The organism is Enterobacter cloacae complex sp. IR5402 (assembly GCF_049238125.1).
Classification (GTDB): Bacteria; Pseudomonadota; Gammaproteobacteria; order Enterobacterales; family Enterobacteriaceae; genus Enterobacter; species Enterobacter hormaechei_C.
This window is the reverse complement of sequence record NZ_JBMKHO010000001.1, coordinates 76,987-97,147: the sequence shown is the minus strand read 5'-3', so window position 1 is coordinate 97,147 and position 20,161 is coordinate 76,987. Positions and strand designations below refer to the sequence as shown.

The 20,161-nt window shown below is 53.2% G+C and carries 19 protein-coding genes and 1 pseudogene; 10 read left to right on the top strand and 10 right to left on the bottom strand.

Annotation, left to right across the window (positions count from 1 at the left end; genetic code table 11):
- The first annotated feature begins 201 nt into the window (after window positions 1–201).
- Entirely contained in the window at window positions 202–1,191 is a 990-nt protein-coding gene (locus ACOTXL_RS00580; protein ID WP_003857375.1) for a 2-hydroxyacid dehydrogenase, read from the top strand.
- Between the two features lie 659 nt (window positions 1,192–1,850).
- Window positions 1,851–2,687 (top strand): alpha/beta fold hydrolase, encoded by an 837-nt coding sequence (locus tag ACOTXL_RS00575; RefSeq protein ID WP_045350643.1) that lies wholly within the window; start codon window positions 1,851–1,853, stop codon window positions 2,685–2,687.
- Between the two features lie 87 nt (window positions 2,688–2,774).
- On the opposite strand, the gene ACOTXL_RS00570 is transcribed toward ACOTXL_RS00575, so the two are convergent.
- Window positions 2,775–2,948 carry a GnsA/GnsB family addiction module toxin gene (locus ACOTXL_RS00570; protein ID WP_003857379.1) on the bottom strand — a complete coding sequence of 58 codons (174 nt, stop codon included), beginning with the start codon at window positions 2,946–2,948 and terminating at the stop codon, window positions 2,775–2,777.
- Window positions 2,949–3,257: 309 nt separating this feature from the next.
- Entirely contained in the window at window positions 3,258–3,536 is a 279-nt protein-coding gene (locus ACOTXL_RS00565; RefSeq protein WP_003857380.1) for a DUF1471 domain-containing protein, read from the bottom strand.
- Between the two features lie 228 nt (window positions 3,537–3,764).
- On the opposite strand from ACOTXL_RS00565, the gene ACOTXL_RS00560 reads away from it, so the two are divergent.
- Window positions 3,765–4,355, top strand: a complete 591-nt coding sequence (locus tag ACOTXL_RS00560) for a DUF4142 domain-containing protein (RefSeq protein WP_003857383.1) — start codon at window positions 3,765–3,767, stop codon at window positions 4,353–4,355.
- Between the two features lie 74 nt (window positions 4,356–4,429).
- Here ACOTXL_RS00560 and ACOTXL_RS00555 read toward each other — a convergent pair whose 3' ends face one another.
- Entirely contained in the window at window positions 4,430–6,526 is a 2,097-nt protein-coding gene (locus ACOTXL_RS00555; protein ID WP_045350644.1) for a pyrroloquinoline quinone-dependent dehydrogenase, read from the bottom strand.
- A gap of 10 nt (window positions 6,527–6,536) precedes the next feature.
- On the bottom strand, window positions 6,537–6,902 hold the full coding sequence (locus tag ACOTXL_RS00550) for a hypothetical protein (protein WP_022651139.1): 366 nt from the start codon (window positions 6,900–6,902) through the stop codon (window positions 6,537–6,539).
- 632 nt (window positions 6,903–7,534) lie between these two features.
- Between ACOTXL_RS00550 and ACOTXL_RS00545 the strand changes: the two genes are divergently transcribed.
- The 3 genes from ACOTXL_RS00545 (at window position 7,535) to ACOTXL_RS00535 (ending at window position 9,957) form a co-directional block, all read left to right on the top strand.
- A complete protein-coding gene (locus ACOTXL_RS00545) occupies window positions 7,535–8,797 on the top strand; it encodes an amino acid permease (RefSeq protein ID WP_080336822.1) in 1,263 nt (420 codons plus the stop codon).
- A gap of 87 nt (window positions 8,798–8,884) precedes the next feature.
- Window positions 8,885–9,124 (top strand): DinI family protein, encoded by a 240-nt coding sequence (locus ACOTXL_RS00540; protein ID WP_045342839.1) that lies wholly within the window; start codon window positions 8,885–8,887, stop codon window positions 9,122–9,124.
- Window positions 9,125–9,273: 149 nt separating this feature from the next.
- Window positions 9,274–9,957: an SOS response-associated peptidase gene (locus ACOTXL_RS00535; RefSeq protein WP_003857392.1), complete on the top strand. Its 684-nt coding sequence runs from the start codon at window positions 9,274–9,276 to the stop codon at window positions 9,955–9,957.
- 59 nt (window positions 9,958–10,016) lie between these two features.
- On the opposite strand, the gene ACOTXL_RS00530 is transcribed toward ACOTXL_RS00535, so the two are convergent.
- Window positions 10,017–10,508, bottom strand: coding sequence for a DUF523 domain-containing protein (locus tag ACOTXL_RS00530; RefSeq protein WP_003857394.1), 492 nt, complete (start codon window positions 10,506–10,508; stop codon window positions 10,017–10,019).
- A 108-nt stretch (window positions 10,509–10,616) separates the two neighbouring features.
- Window positions 10,617–11,420, bottom strand: a complete 804-nt coding sequence (locus ACOTXL_RS00525; protein WP_045350645.1) for an AraC family transcriptional regulator — start codon at window positions 11,418–11,420, stop codon at window positions 10,617–10,619.
- A gap of 109 nt (window positions 11,421–11,529) precedes the next feature.
- Here ACOTXL_RS00525 and ACOTXL_RS00520 point away from each other — a divergent pair, with 109 nt between their 5' ends.
- Window positions 11,530–12,321, top strand: a complete 792-nt coding sequence (locus tag ACOTXL_RS00520; protein WP_032645704.1) for a sulfite exporter TauE/SafE family protein — start codon at window positions 11,530–11,532, stop codon at window positions 12,319–12,321.
- A gap of 126 nt (window positions 12,322–12,447) precedes the next feature.
- Here the strand turns inward: ACOTXL_RS00520 and dcp are convergent, their stop codons facing one another.
- Window positions 12,448–14,481: a peptidyl-dipeptidase Dcp gene (dcp, locus tag ACOTXL_RS00515; protein ID WP_045350646.1), complete on the bottom strand. Its 2,034-nt coding sequence runs from the start codon at window positions 14,479–14,481 to the stop codon at window positions 12,448–12,450.
- A gap of 143 nt (window positions 14,482–14,624) precedes the next feature.
- On the opposite strand from dcp, the gene ydfG reads away from it, so the two are divergent.
- Together ydfG and ACOTXL_RS00505 are read left to right on the top strand one after the other, a co-directional pair.
- Complete coding sequence (gene ydfG, locus ACOTXL_RS00510; RefSeq protein WP_015570609.1) at window positions 14,625–15,371, top strand: bifunctional NADP-dependent 3-hydroxy acid dehydrogenase/3-hydroxypropionate dehydrogenase YdfG; 747 nt, start codon at window positions 14,625–14,627, stop codon at window positions 15,369–15,371.
- A gap of 90 nt (window positions 15,372–15,461) precedes the next feature.
- Window positions 15,462–16,148 (top strand): GntR family transcriptional regulator, encoded by a 687-nt coding sequence (locus tag ACOTXL_RS00505; RefSeq protein WP_003857403.1) that lies wholly within the window; start codon window positions 15,462–15,464, stop codon window positions 16,146–16,148.
- Between the two features lie 35 nt (window positions 16,149–16,183).
- Here the strand turns inward: ACOTXL_RS00505 and ACOTXL_RS00500 are convergent, their stop codons facing one another.
- Entirely contained in the window at window positions 16,184–16,615 is a 432-nt protein-coding gene (locus ACOTXL_RS00500; RefSeq protein ID WP_003857404.1) for a universal stress protein, read from the bottom strand.
- 287 nt (window positions 16,616–16,902) lie between these two features.
- On the opposite strand from ACOTXL_RS00500, the gene ydfZ reads away from it, so the two are divergent.
- On the top strand, window positions 16,903–17,106 hold the full coding sequence (ydfZ, locus tag ACOTXL_RS00495; protein WP_003857405.1) for a putative selenium delivery protein YdfZ: 204 nt from the start codon (window positions 16,903–16,905) through the stop codon (window positions 17,104–17,106).
- A 44-nt stretch (window positions 17,107–17,150) separates the two neighbouring features.
- Here the strand turns inward: ydfZ and ACOTXL_RS00490 are convergent, their stop codons facing one another.
- On the bottom strand, window positions 17,151–18,614 hold the full coding sequence (locus ACOTXL_RS00490; protein ID WP_003857406.1) for a mannitol dehydrogenase family protein: 1,464 nt from the start codon (window positions 18,612–18,614) through the stop codon (window positions 17,151–17,153).
- A gap of 223 nt (window positions 18,615–18,837) precedes the next feature.
- Window positions 18,838–20,133: pseudogene (locus ACOTXL_RS00485) on the bottom strand (MFS transporter); the annotation flags it as partial.
- Window positions 20,134–20,161 lie beyond the last annotated feature (28 nt).

Here is a 20,161-nt window from a genome sequence, read left to right as displayed (position 1 = left end):
ATATCCTGATTTTGCGAAAAAAATAAGCCGTACTTGCCGCTCATTGTCGCATGTTTAGCCAGTCAGTTGAAGGTAATGCCATTTTTAAGAGTAGATGCTCTACAATAATTCATAGAACTTATTGATTTCAATGAATTTTGAAAAATTGTAAGATAATTTTAAACATGCTAACGTGGTTCCAAAATCACTGGAGAAAGTCTTATGAAACTCGCGGTATATAGCACAAAGCAGTACGACAAAAAGTATCTGCAACATGTTAACGAGACGTACGGTTTCGATCTTGAATTTTTCGACTTTCTGCTGACTGAAAAGACGGCTAAAACCGCTCACGGCTGCGAAGGCGTGTGTATCTTCGTTAACGACGACGGTAGCCGACCGGTGCTGGAAGAGTTGAAAAAACAGGGCGTGAAATACATTGCCCTGCGCTGCGCGGGCTTTAACAACGTCGATCTCGATGCCGCCAAAGAGCTGGGTCTGAAGGTCGTTCGCGTCCCAGCCTATTCTCCGGAAGCCGTGGCTGAACATGCCGTCGGGATGATGATGTCGCTCAACCGTCGTATTCACCGTGCCTATCAGCGTACCCGTGATGCTAACTTCTCTCTGGAAGGGCTGACCGGCTTTACCATGTACGGTAAAACCGCAGGCGTGATTGGTACCGGCAAAATTGGTGTGGCCGCCCTTCGCATCCTGAAAGGATTTGGCATGCGCCTGCTGGCGTTTGATCCGTACCCTAGCGCCGCTGCGCTGGAGCTGGGCGTGGAGTATGTCGATCTGAAAACGCTCTTCTCGCAGTCTGATGTTATCTCCCTGCACTGTCCGTTGACCCCGGAAAACTATCACCTGCTTAACCAGTCGGCGTTCGACCAGATGAAAGACGGCGTGATGATCATCAATACCAGCCGCGGTGGACTGATCGACTCTCAGGCCGCTATCGAAGCGCTGAAAACGCAAAAAATTGGCGCGTTGGGTATGGACGTGTATGAGAACGAACGCGATCTGTTCTTTGAAGATAAATCTAACGACGTGATTCAGGACGACGTGTTCCGTCGCCTGTCGGCCTGCCACAACGTGTTGTTCACCGGCCACCAGGCGTTTCTGACCGCCGAAGCGCTGATCAGTATATCGGAAACCACGCTGGGGAATTTACAGCAGCTTGATAAGGGCGAAGCGTGCCCTAACGCGATCGTTTAAGACCGTCAGGCCGGGTGGCGGTAACCTCTGCCCGGCCAATAACAAGCCCATCAGAAAAATAAGCACAGGTTAACTATTAAGACGGGTAACGTTCATCGTAAATATAACAATTAAGGATATGACTGTTCCGGTGTGACCATGTCAGAATGAGACTCTGATGAAGGCTGCGTGATTTGCTGCACTATCGTAACCAGTTGTTCAAAAACAGCTCTCATTTGCGTCGGGTAGGTTAAAGACAACCAGGTTGCCAGCACTGCTCCAGCCAAAAAGCCCAACTTCATACACCATCCCTAATAAATTCTGCGAGATACAAGCTTTAACGTATGTGTGGTGCCGGGTGCCTCCCGGTGAGTCGTTGGTCAGCCACCTTGACCCGCTACTGATTGCCTAAGCTACACGTGCTGTTTAGCCCCTCCGCACAGGGGGATTCACCACGCGAGAAAAATAACACAGTGCCCCGGCTGGTTTAGGGGATATTTCGTTTAAAAATAAATAATGACCATACAAAATTAATCTATAACTGTTTTCAGGAACCCTTCTACACTTTAAGCGGATATATCAGTAATAAGATTAATATAAGTCAGTTTTATTACGTCCCTAAATGCTGGGCTATTTACTTAGCCTTTACACATGTTGCCATTAGCAGAGGAGTCTGAAATATGGCATTCGTAACAACGAAAGATGGTGTCAGTATTTATTACAAAGACTGGGGTCCGAAGGATGCGCAGCCGATCGTTTTCCATCACGGCTGGCCGCTGAGCGCCGATGACTGGGATAACCAGATGCTCTTTTTCCTTGCAGAAGGCTTCCGCGTCATCGCCCTCGACCGTCGTGGTCATGGTCGTTCCGATCAGGTGAGTGAAGGTCATGATATGGATCATTATGCCTCCGACGCCTCGGCCGTGGTCGAAAGACTTGATTTGCGTAATGCAGTGCACGTCGGCCACTCCACCGGCGGGGGCCAGGTCGCCAGATACGTTGCGAAGTACGGCCAGCCTCAGGGGCGGGTGGCCAAAGCGGTACTGGTCAGCGCCGTTCCTCCGCTGATGGTAAAATCAGACGCTAACCCCGGCGGAACGCCCATTGAGGTGTTTGACGGCTTCCGCCAGGCGCTGGCCGCTAACCGCGCCCAGTTTTACCTCGACGTCGCCAGCGGTCCTTTCTATGGATTTAACCGAGACGGAGCAGAGGTTTCGCAGGGCACAATTCAGAACTGGTGGCGTCAGGGAATGATCGGTAGCGCCAAAGCCCACTATGAAGGCATTAAGGCGTTTTCAGAGACCGACCAGACGGACGATCTTAAAGCCATTACGGTTCCCGTCCTTGTGTTGCAGGGTGATGACGATCAGGTCGTCCCCTATAAAAATGCCGCCCTTCTACAGGATAAGCTGCTCGCAAACAGCGAACTCAAAATTTATCCAGGCTTCCCGCATGGGATGTATACCACGCATGCAGATACCATAAACGCCGATATACTGACATTTATTCGCTCATAAAGACGATGATTATCCATAATACAACCGGGCATCACGCCCGGTTTTGTATTGCGGCAAGAATTGAGCAACTATTTCAGGAAGAAACGCCTACAGGAGTTTGATTTTTACTTCGTACCCCTCGAGGCCCGTCATGGCCTCACGAGCGATAAACTCTATTTCAGAAACTTCCTGCCCTGTTTTTTTTCGTAACTCTGCAATTTTTTTGGCTATAAGCGCTGAAATCTCTTCCTCTGCCTTTTGTGTCAGTGCGTCAACTTTCATCTTTACCTCTTACGACCGTTAACTGTATCCATTCTCTAAATGGTTTTAACCATAACCCTTTGTAAAGCGTAGACTATCTGCGTTACGTATGCTGCATTAACCTTAAGATGAGCAGCATGATGGAGCCGTCACATTTAAACATGCATTTATGTTGCATTATTTGAACAAGCTGTTATTGTCCCAAAGCCTTAGAGCACATAAACATAAGAAAAGTTTTGACTTAAACTCGCCCCGCATCAGGGGCATTTTTTTTGGCTGTCTGTAAACAAAAAACCCGCCAGAAGCGGGTTTTTGTGGTATTCGAGAAAATTATTTAAAGACTTCTGCGACGGCCTGGAAGTTAGGGCCATGCTCGCGGGCAGCGATAATGACGTAGTACTTCCCGCCCTTCTCGTCTGCCAGTTTTGAGAGTTTTTGATGAAGATCTGAAGGTGAAGAAATTTGTCCACCTGAAGCCCCTACAGATACATTACCAAGGTATTCAAGTTTGAAGTGGTGCGCTTCATCCTTGGAAATCATATCTGCCGCAGATGCGCCGAAGCTTGCTACTGTTAAAGCCAATACACTCCCTAATAGTGCTTTTTTCATATCATTCCTCCTGTTGATGAATCTATATATTTAACATTAGCACCAAATATGTAAATGATCCGTATCAATATTGTAGAAGAATTGAGCATCACGACCAGCCATCACTGACCTGAACGGCGGGTGCAGCAGTTTCATCTACTATACTGACCCTTGTAGTGAGCATTTATCTGTCCGGTTGCGCCTGAAGCAACCGAAACTTACCTGTACCATGACCATCAGGAGAACAATATGCACACGAGTAAAACCCTGAAAAGGCTGCTAGCCGTATCAGCAGTTGCAGCAATGTTCAGCACCGTTGGCGTACAAGCCCAGACGACAAGCGCCGCACAAACTCAAACTGCGGGCAAGGCTCAACCGGACGCCAGACTCAGCTCCGGCGACGAGAAAGCGTTGAAGGACATGGCGCAGGCCAATATCAACGAAGTCGCCGCCGCCAGGCTCGCCCTGGACAAGGCCCAAAGCAGTGAAGTGAAAACATTCGCTCAGAAAATGGTCGACGATCACGGCGCCGCGCTGACCAAAGTCCAGACCGTTGCCCAGAAAAAGGGCGTGGAGCTGCCGACCGAACCAGACGCCGCGCATAAAGCCCTGAACTCAAGGCTGGAAAACCAGCGTGGTGACGCTTTTGACAAAATGTATATGGAATATGCTGGCGTGAAGGACCACGAGAAGGTGCTGTCGAAGCTTAAGAGCGACGCCAGTAAAATCGACGATCCGGATGTGAAGGCTCTGGCCAACGAGCACACGCCGGTCGTTGAGCAGCATCTGAAGTCCGCCGAGCAGATGTCAACCCACTCCGGCGCATCAGCCGATAAATAACGCTTCGGTAAAACGACAATTGCAAAACAAAGTGGGGCCCGCAGGCCCCACGCTTATTTCCCCTTCCTGATGAATTATTCCGGCAAGGCGTAGACCACCACCTGATCGCCCACCTGATCCTTCAGGATCGTATTCCCGCCTGCCACGAAGGCCACATACTGGCGACCTTTATATTCATAGACGGACGGGTTCGCTACTGCCGGTGCTTCTGCCTGATCGGACCACAGCTCTTCACCGCTCTCGACCGAGTAGGCACGCACTTTGGCATCCATTGAAGCACCGATGAAGATCACGCCACCCGCCGTCACTGCCGGGCCACCAATGGTAGGTGAACCCCAGCTCTCCGGCATGAAGAAGCCATACTGCTGGGAGGCGCCAACCGGACGACGCCATTTCACATCGCCCGTATGCATGTCCAGCGCCACGATTTCGCCAAACGGCGGCTGCCAGCACGGCATGCCCAGCCAGTTGCTCGCCACCAGCAGACGCATACCGTACGGGGCGCCTTCCTGAGGGGCAAAGCCGCTTTCGTTACCTGAGTCTTTGTCTGCGTTATCGTAATCTTCGCGGCTGTAGAGCTTCACGTACTGGACGATATGCGAGGTGTTGACGATGGCGATCTGTTTTTGCGGATCGAACGCCACCCCACCCCACTGTACGCCGCCAGCGCTATCAGGATAGGTTAGCGTGCCTTCGCCCTTTGTGGTCGGCGGAGTATACATTCCCTTATAGGTCAGGTTATCCCACAGACGGGAGCACTGGCCGCCACCGACGATATCCGCCAGCTTCCAGATTTCCGGTTTTTTCGACTGGTCGAGCAGCGGCGCGGGTTTGGTCGGGAACGGCTGCGTGGGCGAGAGAACTTCACCCTGAACCGAACCATCACCCTGCGGAACCGGACGTTCTTCGATTGGCCATACGTCCTCCCCCGTCAGGCGGTTAACCACGAACAGGAAACCCTGCTTGGTGGCCTGAATCAGCGCCGGGATCTGCTTGCCGTCTACGGTGATGTCCATCAGCGTCGGGGCGGAGTTAATATCGTAATCCCAGACGTCGTGGTGTACCCATTGACGGGACCAGACCACTTTACCGGTGTTGATGTCCAGCGCGGTGGTCGAGGTGCCAAGCGGAATAGCGTCCACGCGGTTGCCGCCCCAATAGTTGGGAGATGGCGATGAAACCGGGAGATAGACCAGCCCGTTGGCCTCATCGGCGGACATGTGCGTCCAGACGTTGGCGGTACCGGTACGCTTGCGGATCTCTGCCGGGATCGCCTCAAAGGTCCATTCAAGCTTACCGGTCTGGGCGTTGACTGAAAATACGGTGCCCGGAGGGGCTTCGGCATAGGCCCAGTCCTTCCCGGCCCAGCCCACCAGCAGATGGTTGCCGACAACGGTTGGCGGTTGCAGGACAGAGAGCGGATACTTCGCGTTAACGGTATTCCACTGGTTCAGATCTAACACGCCGTTATTCGCAAAGCCGCTGCAAGGTTTGCCTGAATCGGCGTCCAGCGCAAAGAGCTTGCCGTCAACGGTGCCCATATAAACCATCTTCTGGCATGCCTCTCCGCTCACCGGATTTTTGGCCTGCCAGTAGGAAACGCCGCGGTTTTTCAGCACCGGCTGGGTCAGCGCCTTGCGCGACGATTTCGTGTCATAGTGCCACTTCTCTTTACCCGTCCCCGGATCCAGCGCAATCAGGCGATCGAATGGCGTGCCAATGTAGAGCGTATCGTTGGCGAAAATGGGCGTTGCGGACCAGACGGTGGCTGGCGTATCGCCTTTACCATCCGAGACGTCGCCGGTATGGAATTCCCAGACTTTCGTTAATTTCCCGACATTATCCGCCGTAATTTGGGTCAGGGGGCTGTATTTCTGCGCGTTAAGCTGGCCGTGAAAGCTGTCCCAGGTGGGCGTGCCGGGCACCAGCGGCGTCGCGGGCTGGCTGGCCGAGGCGACTTTCTTTCCGTCACCGCTGCCGGTTGAGGCATCGTCGGTGGTTTTTGTGGTTCCGGGTGCCTGCTGATCGGCGGCATCAATGTTAAGCGATTCCTGGGTCCCCTGAGAGGCCTCAGTGGCCTTATCCTGCGCCTGTAGCGCGAGCGGAGCGACCAGCAGCGCCAGCGCCGTCATGCTGACTTTTATGAAGGGATAATGCTTATCGTTGTGCACGGGCGGCTCCTCAGCTTCTGACGCGATGGTTGTAACGGGCGGAATGGCTGCTCAGCATAATCAGACCTATCAGGCCGACCACCATGGCTGCCGTTATGATGTACTGGTGCAGCAGCGCGGCGGCAAAACCAATACCCGCCAACACCACCAGGGTGACAATAATCAGGAAAACGCGCGCCCCGCGACGCGATGCCGCGCGTAGCATAACGGTCAGGATCGCCAGCACTACGCTGGCAATGACCACGCCCAGTGCGCCAATGGTGCCAGTGACGCCGGTAAGCGGCGTCCACCAGGCGTATAGCGCCACCGCGAAGGCTATTATCGCGGTCAGCAGCAGCAACATGCTACCGACCCGCGAGGATTGAGAATGCAACATACCAGGAATCCCCCTCTAAAAATGCAAAATTGACCATTATTAAGGCGTTTTCGTGGATATATGCCCCTGCTGCCCGCTGCTATTAAGGCAACGCGACGTGTGGAGCGGCGGCATATTTCACTAAACGTAACTGAGTATAGAAGAGGATTTTTTTATGGGGCGTTTAATAGCAGGCATACGACGCCTTGTGCCCCTTCGCCACCATAAAGATAGCGTTATGTTACAAGACAGTTCGAAAGCTACGAGCAGGTTACGTGATTGTCTATATCCTGTTTTTTAATTTGAGGCATGACGGGATAATTCTCCGCCCAATAAAATAATTAAATAAGTCCCCCTTCAATATGATGGCGCCTTATGGTACTTAATAAAACAGGGTATTTATTCTTTAATTAACAGACTTGCAGGCAGGGAAAGTCAGTCGTTATTTGTTCGTTAATTTAACAAATCCCCTTCTTAATTAACCGCCTGTTAAAGCATCGTCAAAGAATAACGATAGTTATTGCAGGCATACACATAAGGTTTACGGTATGCGAAATCAAACCCCTCCCACCCGTGGTGTAATGGCGCAGCAACGACTACAGGCAGATAAAAACTAAATAAGTCGTCGCTCCTCTAACAACGCGGTAAATATGATGAATAAAGCCACCACTCTCTCAGCTAATATTACAACACGCTCTAACTGGCACTGGCAGGATAACATCTGGACGCTGGGCCTCTACGGTACAGCCGTCGGGGCGGGAACGCTGTTCCTGCCCGTGGAAATCGGCACCCGTGGTCCGGTTATTTTCCTGGTCATGCTCCTGCTGGGGCTGCCGTTATCCCTGATCCCCCATTTACTCCTTTGTCGTGTGTATATGCGAGAAGAGAAGAATGAAAACGGCACGTTGCCGATCTTCGGCTCCTTCTTCAGCGGACGGGGTGAAAAGCTGATCACCCTGTTCTATTGTGTGACCTTCTTCCCGGTAACCCTGGTTTACGGGGTGGCGCTGATTAATGCGCTGAGTAATTTACTGGTGGAGCATCTGCATATTACCGCCCTCAGCCGTGGGCCATTGTCGTTTATCGTGGTTGCCGCACTTTATGTGGTGCTTAGCAAGGGCCGGGACAGAGTCGTGGCCATTATGAGCGCGCTGGCGCTGCCGTTCGCGGCATCTGTACTGCTGATCGCCGTATCACTTATCCCGGGATGGCATCTGTCTAACCTGACCGATACGGCCGCTGAAATGAACGCCACGCCGCTGCCGGTAACGCTGAAAAATATCTGGCTGACGCTGCCGCTTATTACCTTCTCGTTTTGCTGTGCGCCTATGGTCTCCCCGCTGAGCTCTTACTACCGGGAGAGGAAAGCGGAGGGCGAGAAAAAGGCACTGTTCGTGATCCGCATCGCCTATTTAGCCATCTTCGCCAGTATCCTCTTTTTCGTGCTGAGCTGCGTGCTGGGGATCCCGCATGACAACTTTGTACGGGCGAAGGCGGAAAACCTGAATGTGCTGTCCGTGATGAAAGGAAACGGTGATTTCAGCCTGATTTACCACATTGCCCCGCTCATCGCTATCATCGGTATGACGAAATCCTTTCTCGGCGTAGGCCTGTCGGTCGCACAAACGTTTGGTCAGCTGGCTGCCAGCGTATCCGGCAAAAAGGCCAGCGCCAGCAAGCGGCTGGCCTCTCTGGCGCTGTTCCTGCTGACCTATGGCATTGTTTATGCCAATCCGGATGTGCTCAGCCTGATTGAAATGTTCTGCGGACCACTGATCGCGGTGATCCTGTTCCTTATCCCTGCGTACCTCATATACACCCGCCCCTCGCTGGCGGAGCTTCGCGGCGTGACGGTGTTTCTGGTTGTTCTGGGCGGACTGGCAACGCTGTCTGCATTGCTCTGGACAATGCTTTAGCCTGAACGCCGTTTGACTGTACCCATATACAGTAGTATTTTACGTTCAGGCTGAATCACATGCGTAATATCCATAAGGTAAACAATCATGTTTGTGGAACTGGTTTATGACAAGCGAAACGTACAGGGGCTGGAGGGAGCCAGGGAAATCATCCTGACCGAGCTGACAAAACGCGTGCACCGGATTTTTCCTGATGCCAGCGTGACGGTTAAGCCAATGCAAGCGAACGGCCTGAACAGCGACGCCAGCAAAAGCGACCGTGAAAAGCTTAACCGCATGCTCGAGGAGATGTTCGAAGAGTCGGATATGTGGTTGATACAAGAGTAACCGGGCGCAAAGCCCGGCTCTGTTTTCAACTAACAATACCCCTGTGTATTCAGGCCGCGATTTTCCAGCATCGGTTCAATCTCAGAAGCATGCCCGCGCGACTTTTTCTCCCTGCCCTATACTTTCAGTCTGACTGACTGGAGGTTTCTATGTGTGGACGTTTTGCACAAGCCCAAACCCGTGAAGAATATCTGGCTTACCTGGCCGACGAAGGCGAACGCGATATCGCATATGACCCTGAACCCATTGGCCGCTACAACGTTGCGCCCGGTACCAAAGTGCTGCTGTTAAGCGAACGTGACGAACAACTGCACCTCGATCCGGTATTCTGGGGCTACGCGCCTGGATGGTGGGACAAAGCACCACTGATTAACGCGCGTGTAGAAACCGCAGCCACCAGCAGAATGTTTAAACCTCTTTGGCAGCATGGCCGGGCGATCTGCTTTGCCGATGGGTGGTTCGAATGGAAAAAGGAAGGCGACAAGAAACAGCCGTATTTTATTCATCGGGCCGACGGGCAGCCGATATTCATGGCGGCGATCGGCAGTACGCCGTTTGAGCGCGGCGATGAAGCCGAGGGATTTCTCATAGTGACCTCTGCTGCGGATAAAGGCCTCATTGATATACACGATCGACGGCCGCTGGTTCTGTCGCCAGAAGCAGCAAGAGAATGGATGCGACAGGATGTTGGCGGGAAAGAAGCGGAAGAGATTATTGCCGACGGTACAGTACCCGCCGACGAGTTTATTTGGCATGCTGTAACTCGCGCCGTGGGGAACGTGAAGAATCAGGGGGCGGAGTTAATCGAGGTGGCTCATAAAATGGAAAAATAAGCTGCATACCCATTATGACCAGGAAGCGATGCCGCTCGGCGTTAATCCTGGAGAACCGTTCATTCCCTTTCTTCAATCCAGTTCACAAGCTCCGCAAACTGAGTTTCTGAAAATACCGCAATACCATGCTCGGAGAGTAATGACGCTGCCACTCCCATACCCGATTTACGCTGATTACTGAAAGAACCGTTGTAGATAAACTGAGTTCCGCACGTTGGACTACCATCAGTTAACAAAGCAGCAGTACATCCTGCTTCTTGTGCTGCTCGCAGAGCCAGCCAGGCTGCAAGTTGATAATGCCCGGTAACATCTGTTCCGGTGTTTTCAATTATTCTGGCTTGTCCACGCATTACGTCTTTACCCTCAGCAGACATAATCTCAGCGGGTGGTCTCGGAACAGGTAGCCCCGCAGCCAACTCAGGGCAGTGGATCACCAGGCGCTGCTCCTGTTGCCAGCGAGCAAGTTGATGAGTCATCTGCGCTTTCTCTTTCCCGTTATAACGGACTTTAAGGCCCATCAGGCAGGCACTGACCAGTATTTTATTTATCATTGTTTAATAGTATTAAGATCCAAAACGCCTACGATTTTAACACCTTAACCCTTCTCATGAATTAAAGAATTTGACGTGGCAGCGTCTTTAGCTGGTACATAGCTGACGCTATGATCGGTGCCCTGTCCCGTGGAACTTTTTGAATAATGCCGGGTGATAATACGAAGGTGGCTGTCCTGTGACACGGCGGAACATCGTTGCGAAGGATGATGCATTATCGTATCCAAGAGTCAAGGCTACTTCATTTACGGGTTTTCCCGTTATCAACAATGCCAGCGCGCTAACCACGCATGCTCGTTGGCGCCAGACAGAAAATGACATGCCCATTTGCTTAAGGAAATGGCGACGAAAGGTGCTGTCGCTCATGAACAGCGCATTTGCCCAGCGCTCTGCTGGATCATGGATTGAGGGATTGAGTAAAAACGCCTGACAAAGAGCCAGTAGGGCCGGATGTCGCGGCTGCGGAATATCGAATTCGCGAACCGGCATAGCCGCCAGCTCCAATATCATCAGATTTATCAGTGCACGGTCACGCGTGCTTTCATACAGTGGCGGTAAATCCACTGACTCAAGCAATAGCTGACGTAATAATGGCGATACGCTAATAACTTCACAACGAGGATATTTTAAGAAGGCATTCACGAAATCTGGTTCTATATACAGACTGCGAGTGGTCACGCCAACAAATTTGACGGCGTGCATAGTTTCGGGTGGGATCCAAACAGCATGTTGTGGAGGAACAATCCACTCTCCATCCTGGGTTATGACATGCATTAATCCGGTCGCGCCATATAGCAGCTGCGCGCGGCGATGTTTGTGCTGTGGCAGCATAAATCCCTGCACATAGTCATTGCCTATCGCTACCACTTCACGATCTAGCTGCTCGACCTCTTCAATCTTTACGTTGCGCACACCCGTCTCCTTATGACCGATTTACAAAGGTAATTGAGCGCGGCGCTAATGGGAAGCAGGACGCTACCGGTATAAGCTGCGAAATCATTTTCAGGTCGAGGGTATGATTTTGAATGATATCGCAATCATTGCGCTGGCAGGCTTTACTACCGGTATTACCACCGTGCTTTTTGGCTTTGGCGGCGGCTTTGTCGTAGTGCCATTCGTTTATCAACTAATGCTACGGCAGACCGAACTGGCACTAAACGCCATGCATATCGCCGTTGCTACCTCTACATCGGTGATGATATTTAACGCGGGCTGGGTCACCTATCGAAACTGGCGAGCTTGCGAGCTTTCATCGCAAATGTTATTCCCGTTACTGTGGTTTATAGCCATTGGGGCTATCATGGGTTCCTGTCTGGCAGGAATATTTAGTGAGAGTGTTGTTCGCGCGCTGTTCATTTTCTACATGCTGGCAACAATTAGCGATTGTTTGTTGCGTAAGGGTTTTCTCGGAGGAAGTTCTCTGCGTCGCTTGTCATTTCCTGTAGTAACGGGCGGCGGAGTGACCATTGGTATGATAGCCGCATTGCTTGGCGTGGGCGGAAGCGTAATGACGGTACCCCTGTTACGGCGCCATGGTTATGCGATGCGTGAATGCATTAGTGCTTCTAATCCGCTTTCCCTGCCCGTCGCGCTATGTGGTGCCGTGACGTATGCAGTTATTGGCTGGCAAACTATTCCTGTGAATGGATTTCTCGGTTTTATCAACCTGAAAATTTTAGGTATGTTGGTACTAACAGGCTGGGCAGGAATAGTTTTTAGCCGTCGGGTTATACCTGCTGTACCTGATATTTGGCACGCACGAATCTATGTCATGCTGCTGTTCCTGGTGTTACTGGCGATGCTATTTCAGTAACCCTCTTTTAAGCGACTAATGGCCCGTAATTATACTTGTCTCAATGTTCCTTTCAGACACAAAGCGGACCAAAGCGTACAAAAAACCGGGCCTCGCGCCCGGTTCTGTTTACACACTAAAAAAGCCTTACGCACTCAATCCGCGATTCTCCAGCATCGGTTCGATCTTCGGATCGTGCCCGCGCCAGTTCCGGTAAAGTTCAGCTAGATCAGTGCTGTTGCCGCGGGACAAAATCGCCTCGCGGAATGCCTGTCCGTTTTCGCGGGTCAAACCACCCTGCTCGACAAACCACTGATAGCCATCGTCCGCCAGCATTTGCGTCCACAGGTAAGCGTAATACCCCGCCGCGTACCCGCCGCCGAAGATATGGGCGAAATAGCTGCTGCGATAGCGCGGCGGTACGGCTGGAAGATCCAACCCCTCTTTTTTCAACGCGGCGGCTTCAAAGGCTTCCACGTCTTCAACGGGCTCCTGAATGCCGTGCCAGTTCATATCCAGCAGCGCGGCGCTCAATAGCTCCGTCATGTCATAACCCTTGTTAAACTGGGTCGCATTGAGCATTTTTTCCCGCAGCGCATCCGGCATCGGTTCGCCGGTTTGATAATGACGAGCAAAGTGCGCAAACACCTGCGGATGGCTGGCCCAGTGTTCGTTGATCTGCGACGGAAATTCAACGAAATCACGCGGCGTGTTGGTGCCTGAAAGCGTGGCATAGCGCTGGCTGGCAAACAGACCATGCAGGGTATGGCCAAACTCGTGGAACAGGGTAATCACATCATCCCAGGAGATCAGCGCGGTCTGCCCGTTCGCCGGTTTTTGATAGTTGCAGACGTTATAAATCACCGGACGCGCAGCAAACTCGTAAGACTGCTCAACAAAATTCCCCATCCACGCACCGCCCGCTTTGGAATCACGCGCGAAAAAGTCGCCGTAGAACAGCGCCATGCCTTCACCCGTGTGGTCGAAAATCTCCCACACGCGAACATCCGGGTGATAAACCGGAATATCGAAACGCTCGACAAAACGGATACCGAACAGCTGCGTGGCGGTCCAGAATACGCCATCTTCAAGCACGGTATTGAGCGCGAAATAGGGTTTGATCTGCGACTCATCCAGCGCGTATTTCGCTGAGCGCACGCGTTCGGCATAAAACGCCCAGTCCCAGGCCTGCACCGTAAAACCGCCCTGCTCGTCGTCGATGACTTTCTGAATATCCGCCTGCTCCAGCGCAGCCCTGCCGCGCGCCGCAGGCACTATTCCGCGCATGAATTCGAGCGCGGCTTCCGGCGTTTTCGCCATTTGATCGGCAATGCTCCAGCTCGCATAGTTGTCAAAGCCGAGCAGCTGCGCCTGTCTTGCCCGTAACGCGGTAAGCCGACGGATCAGCTCGCGCGTATCGTTTTCGTCGCCATTCTGAGTGCGTTCCCAGCCCGCGCTGAACAACTTTTTACGGGTCTCGCGCAACGCCAGCGCCGCCAGCGCGGGCTGTTGCGTGGTATTCAAAAGCGGGATCAGCCAGCGCTCCTTCAGCCCTTTTTCTGCGGCAGCGTGAGCCGCGGCAGCCATCTCCTCCGCACTGAGCCCGTCAATCTGGCGAACATCGTCCACCACCAGCCCTCCCGCCTTATTCGCCGCGAGCAGGCGCTGGTTGAACTGGCTGGTCAGGGTGGCGGCTTCGGTATTCAGAGATTTCAGCTCGGCTTTTTCATCGGCGTTCAGACGCGCGCCCGCAAGAACAAAGTGCTGATACGTCTCCTCCGTCAGTCGGCGGGATTCGGCATCCAGCGCCTCGCGATCCTGCCAGACGGCTTCCACGCGGGCGAAAAGCGTATCGTTTAGCCAGATATCGTTCGCCAGCCCGGCCAGTTCGGTGGAGAACTGCTCGTCCAGTGCCTGAAGATCATCGTTAGTGTGTGCGGACGTCATGGCGAAGAACACGCTGCTGACGCGCGACAGCATGGCCCCGCTCTTTTCCAGCGCCAGCACGGTGTTATCGAAGTCCGGCGCGGCGCGCTGCGCGATAATCGCGTCAATGTCTGCACGCTTCAGGCGCATTGCTTCATCAAACGCCGGGCGATAATGGCTGTCGTTGATCGCATCAAAACGTGGCGCCTGATAAGGCAACAGGCTAATTTCAAAAAAAGGATTGTTGACCGACATCGTTTACTCCTGTGCACGGTATTTCTCCCCAGAGTAGGCCAGCCTGCGCCAGCCTGCAATGGCGTTATACAAATGTTGCCTTAACGACGTGCCGGAGAGCGTGCTATGTTAGTACAACACAAAAAGCGTTGAGGAACAGTGAGATGATTATTTTAGTTACCGGGGCGACAGCGGGTTTTGGTGAAAGCATCACGCGTCGCTTCGTCGCCAACGGACACAAAGTGATTGCAACGGGGCGTCGTCAGGAGCGTTTGCAGGAGCTAAAAGACGAGCTGGGTGACAGCATTCTGACCGCACAGCTGGACGTCCGCAACCGCGCCGCCATTGAAGAGATGATTGCCAACCTGCCTGCCGAATGGCGTGAAATTGACGTGCTGGTCAATAACGCTGGCCTGGCGCTGGGTATGGAGCCTGCTCACAAAGCCAGCGTGGAAGACTGGGAGAACATGATCGACACCAACAACAAAGGCCTGGTGTACATGACCCGCGCCGTGCTGCCGGGCATGGTTGAACGTAACCGTGGTCATATCATTAACATCGGTTCCACCGCCGGAAGCTGGCCTTACGCGGGCGGCAACGTCTATGGCGCGACCAAAGCCTTTGTCCGCCAGTTCAGTCTGAACCTGCGCACCGACCTGCACGGAACCGCGATCCGCGTGACCGATGTTGAACCGGGTCTGGTAGGCGGAACCGAATTCTCCAACGTGCGTTTCAAAGGCGATGACGCGAAAGCGGATAAAACCTATGAAAACGCGAATGCGCTGACGCCGGAAGATATCACCGAAACCGTCTGGTGGGTCGCGAATTTGCCGAAGCATGTCAACATCAACACGGTTGAGATGATGCCCGTCAGCCAGACCTATGCCGGACTCAGCGTGCATCGCGGGTAATTCACCCTTCCCGGCCTGCGGGCCGGGTATGTGATGGCAGGGAAAAGAATGGTAGTATGTTCAGGTTAACTCTCTGAGAAATCACAACCCATGGCCGCTGAATCGCAACTTAATCCTACCCAGCCCGTTAATCAGCAAATATATCGCATCTTACGCCGTGATATTGTTCGCTGCCTGATCCCACCGGGAACGCCACTCTCAGAAAAAGAGGTTTCGGTACGTTTTGACGTTTCCCGTCAGCCCGTGCGCGAGGCGTTTATTAAACTCGCAGAAAACGGACTTATTCAGATCCGCCCACAGCGCGGCAGCTATGTAAATAAAATTTCGCTTTCGCAGGTACGGAATGGCTGTTTTGTTCGCCAGGCCATCGAGTGCGCCGTGGTGCGTCGCGCCGCGTCGCTCATCAACGATAACCAGTGCTACCTGCTGGAGCAAAACCTGCATCAGCAACGAATCGCCATCGACCGCAAACAGTTAAACGACTTTTTCCAGCTGGACGACGAGTTTCACCAGAAACTGGCGCAGATCGCCGAGTGCCAGCTCGCGTGGGATACCGTTGAAAACATCAAAGCGACCATCGACCGCGTGCGCTACATGAGCCTCGACCATGTTTCTCCGCCAGAGATGTTGCTGCGCCAGCATCATGATATTTTCAGCGCGCTGGAAAAACGCGACGTGGAAGCCGTAGATAAAGCGATGACGCTTCACCTTCAGGAAATTAGTGAGTCAGTTCAGTTAATTCGTCAGGAAAACCGCGAGTGGTTCAGCGAAGAATAAAACCTCGCCGCCCCCTTTCGGTTGCGGCGAAGTAATTAGCGGACCACTAACACCGGAATAGTGGCGTAGCGCAGGATAGTTTCAGCATTTGAACCCAGCAGATGGGTTGTCATGCTCGGATTTCTTGATCCAATAACAATAACGTCATATTTCCCCTCTTTGCTGAGCTTGATGATTTCATCGCGTACGTTGCCGAAGCGAACTTCACAATCAATATTTTCCGGGGACATATCAAAGAGCCGTTTCAGCGCCTTCATCTTCTTATCAGACTCGGCGGTCATATACTCTTCGAACTTCTTAATATCGGCATTGAACCCCCGCAGTAATGAACGGCTGCTGTTAGGGAGAATGTTGACCAGGGTGATCGTCGCGCCTTCCGCCTTCGCGAGGTTGACCGCATGGCGTACCGCTTTATCGCTCAAATCCATTTCAAACACGTCAACAGGCATCAAAATTTTCTTATACATAAGCCTGACTCCTTTTCCGATGAAGGGTTATTTTCTGTCTCCAGAATGACATTGTGGATATAAACAAAGCCTAAACACTTGCATCCGGAAACTATCAATTAAGGAAAATAACTGTCCGCTTTGTAAAGTGGTGTCCTGAACCGTCAACGCCTGCATGAAATAAGAAAAAAGTGTGAGCTTGATCAAAAGCAAATAATTTCGTTAAAGAGAGGCGTATTAATAGTGCCCCGTGAACGGCAGCCGTCGAATTAGCGCCGTAGCGGATAAGTACGAGAGGAGAAAATACCATGATGACATACGACCGTAACCGAAATGCAATCACCACTGGCAGCCGCGTCATGATTAGCGGCACAGGTCAGTTCGGCGTGATTAAAGCGATCCACAGCGACGGCCTTAATGCCGAGCAGGTGCGTCGTGGTAAAACGGTTGAAGTGGAAGGATGCGAAGGTAAGTTCGAACCGATTGAGCTGATTCGCCTGGGGATGCACTAAGCTGCGCCCCGACATGCCGCCGCGGACGGCGGCATGTCATAGCGTTAAAGCCGGGTGGCGTACTCAGCAACCGTGGCCTTCGCGCCTTTTTGCAGCAACGTCTGATAAGCCTGCATGACCGACGCCACAAACACCGCGTCCTTCGGCAGCTCGTTACCGAAAATAGCCTCAATGCCCAACAGCGCATTAACGCGGCTTTCGCCTTCAGCGCTACCGTTTACCGCCGCCTGAATCACCGCCAGCTGCGGGTCACTCACCTCAATCGGGTTACCCTGCTCATCCACACCGCCGACATAACGCATCCAGCCCGCCACACCGAGGGCCAGCAGCGGGAAGGGTTTCTGGTGGACCAGGTGCCAGCGCACGGAATCGAGCATCCGCTGCGGCAATTTCTGGCTACCGTCCATGGCGATTTGCCAGGTGCGGTGACGCAGGGCCGGATTGCTGTAGCGCGCGATCAACAGGTCAGCATAGTGAGCTAAATCCACCCCCTTCACTTTCAGAGTCGGCGCCTGCTCTTTCAGCATCAGCGCATGCGCGGCTGCGCGATAATGTTCATCTTCCATGCAGTCGTTAATGTGCTGATAACCGGCAAGGTAGCCGAGATAGGCCAGGAACGAGTGGCTGCCGTTAAGCATTCGCAGCTTCATCTCTTCAAACGGAATGACATCAGAAACCAGTTCCGCACCGGCCTTTTCCCACTTTGGACGTCCGGCGACGAAATTATCTTCCACCACCCACTGGCGGAACGGCTCGCAGGCGACACCTGCCGGATCGCGTACGCCGGTCAGCTGTTCGATTTTATCCAGCGTGTCAGCCGTGACGGCGGGCACAATACGGTCCACCATGGTTGACGGGAAGGTGACGTTCGCTTCAATCCAGTCGGCCAGTTCGCCGTCAACAGCGCGCGCGTAGGCGCAGGTGACATTGCGCATCACGTGGCCGTTCTCCGGCATGTTATCGCATGACATCACGCTGAATGCTGGCAGCCCCGCCGCCTTACGCCGCGCCAACGCTTCAACCACGACGCCCGGCGCAGATTTCGGCTGATGGGGGTTTTGCAGGTCGGCAACGATTAACGGATGATCGAACATCAGTTGTCCTGTTGCCGGGGAATGGCAATACCCTTTCTCGGTGATGGTCAGGGAAACAATGGCGACCTGTGGCTCGCACAGCGCCGCCAACACGGTTTCCAGCCCGTCGACCTGCGCATGCAGCGCGTTTTTGACGACGCCGACCACGCGCGCTGTCCACGCATCGGCAGACATCTCTGCTACGGTATAAAGGTTATCCTGTGCCTTCAGATCGGCGATCTGCTGTTCGCCGCCAATCAGGTTAACTTCGCAGTAACCCCAGTCGCTGCCCTGTTCTGCGGCGAGTATATCGGTGTACACCGCCTGGTGCGCGCGGTGGAACGCGCCAAACCCTAAATGAACAATGCGTGCCTTGAGGCTGTCGCGATCGTACTGAGGACGCGTTGCCTTCGCCTGTAATAACTGGTTTTCCATGATTGAGACTCGTTAATTAATGAACGCTGTGATCCGCTGCCGCTTCCTTTTCAGAGCGGCAGCGCCTGCTGACTACACCAACTAGAATGGCAGTCGGAGTCAAAAAACGCTGCCATTAACCATACTGATACGTCGTTTTCAGATCTTGATTTACATTAACTTTTCGCCATGTGGTGTGACATCAGTAAAAAGTTGTGTGACAGGTAACACAAGATGTAAACCACTAGCGGCGTGAAGAGAGCGCGCCGTAGGCTACCGCTTCTTTATGCGGCGCTTCGGCTGCATCTTCGGCTTCACTCAGATCGCGGTCGCGCACTTCCGGCATCAGCAAAGTGGAGACCAGCCCAATCAGCGAGTACGCCACCAGCATCGCCACAATTGGCCACCAGGACCCGGTCATATTGCAGAAGATCCCCGCCAGCACCGGACCAAAGCCTACGGCCACCAGCCCTCCCGCCTCTTTCGAGATTGCCATGCGGGTAAAGCGGTTCCGCGAACCAAACATCTCTGCCATGGTGATGTTTTCCAGCGCAAACAGCCCGAGGACCGCAAAGTTATGAATAACGATGATAGAGAGCATAATCACGCCCGGCGCGTAACTCTTATCAACAATAATCGACAGCATCGGGTAAGCCAGAATAATGGCTGAAATGTTAAGGATGATATACGGCAGACGGCGCCCCACTTTATCGGACAGCCAGCCCAGCAGCGGAATGGTGAGGAAGCCGAGAATCGAACTGATCATCAGCGCATCGGTTGGGATCGCCTTATCAAATAACAGCGTCTGCACCAGATACCCGGCAAGGAAGGTCTGGATAAGCCCAGAGTTACCGGCCTGGCCAAAGCGCAGCCCCGTCGCCAGCCAGAACGATTTGCTCTTAAACATCGCGCCTAATGAGGTATCCTGCGCCGCCGCTGGCGCAACGGTTTCGGCGTCGTTAACCTTCTCAAACACCGGGCTCTCTTTAAGGTTCATACGCAGCCAGATGGCGAAGATCATCACCACCACGCTGGCGAGGAATGGCACGCGCCAGCCCCAGGCAATAAGTTCTTCACGATCGAGGGCAAAGAACATCACGGCCCAGATCGCCGTGGCGCTCAGCGTTCCGCAGTTGGTGCCCATGGCCACCAGCGAGGAGATGATGCCGCGTTTACCCTTCGGCGCGTACTCCGCCAGCATGGTGCCCGCACCGGAGATTTCTGCCCCCGCGCCCAGCCCCTGAATAATACGCAGCGTCACCAGCAGCACCGGTGCGAAAATCCCGATCTGCGCGTAGGTCGGCAGCACGCCGATTAAGGTGGTGCAGATCCCCATCATGGTGATGGTGATAAACAGCACTTTTTTACGGCCAATTCTGTCGCCCATTCTGCCGAAGATAAATGCCCCGACGATACGCGCGATGTAGCCTGCGCCGTAGGTGCCCATCGCCAGGATCAGCGCCATGGCCGCCGATTGCTCAGGGAAGAAAATTTCATGAAACACCAGCGCGGCGCCAAGGGAGTAGAGCTGGAAATCCATAATTCACAGATGTTTTTTCTCATTCTGT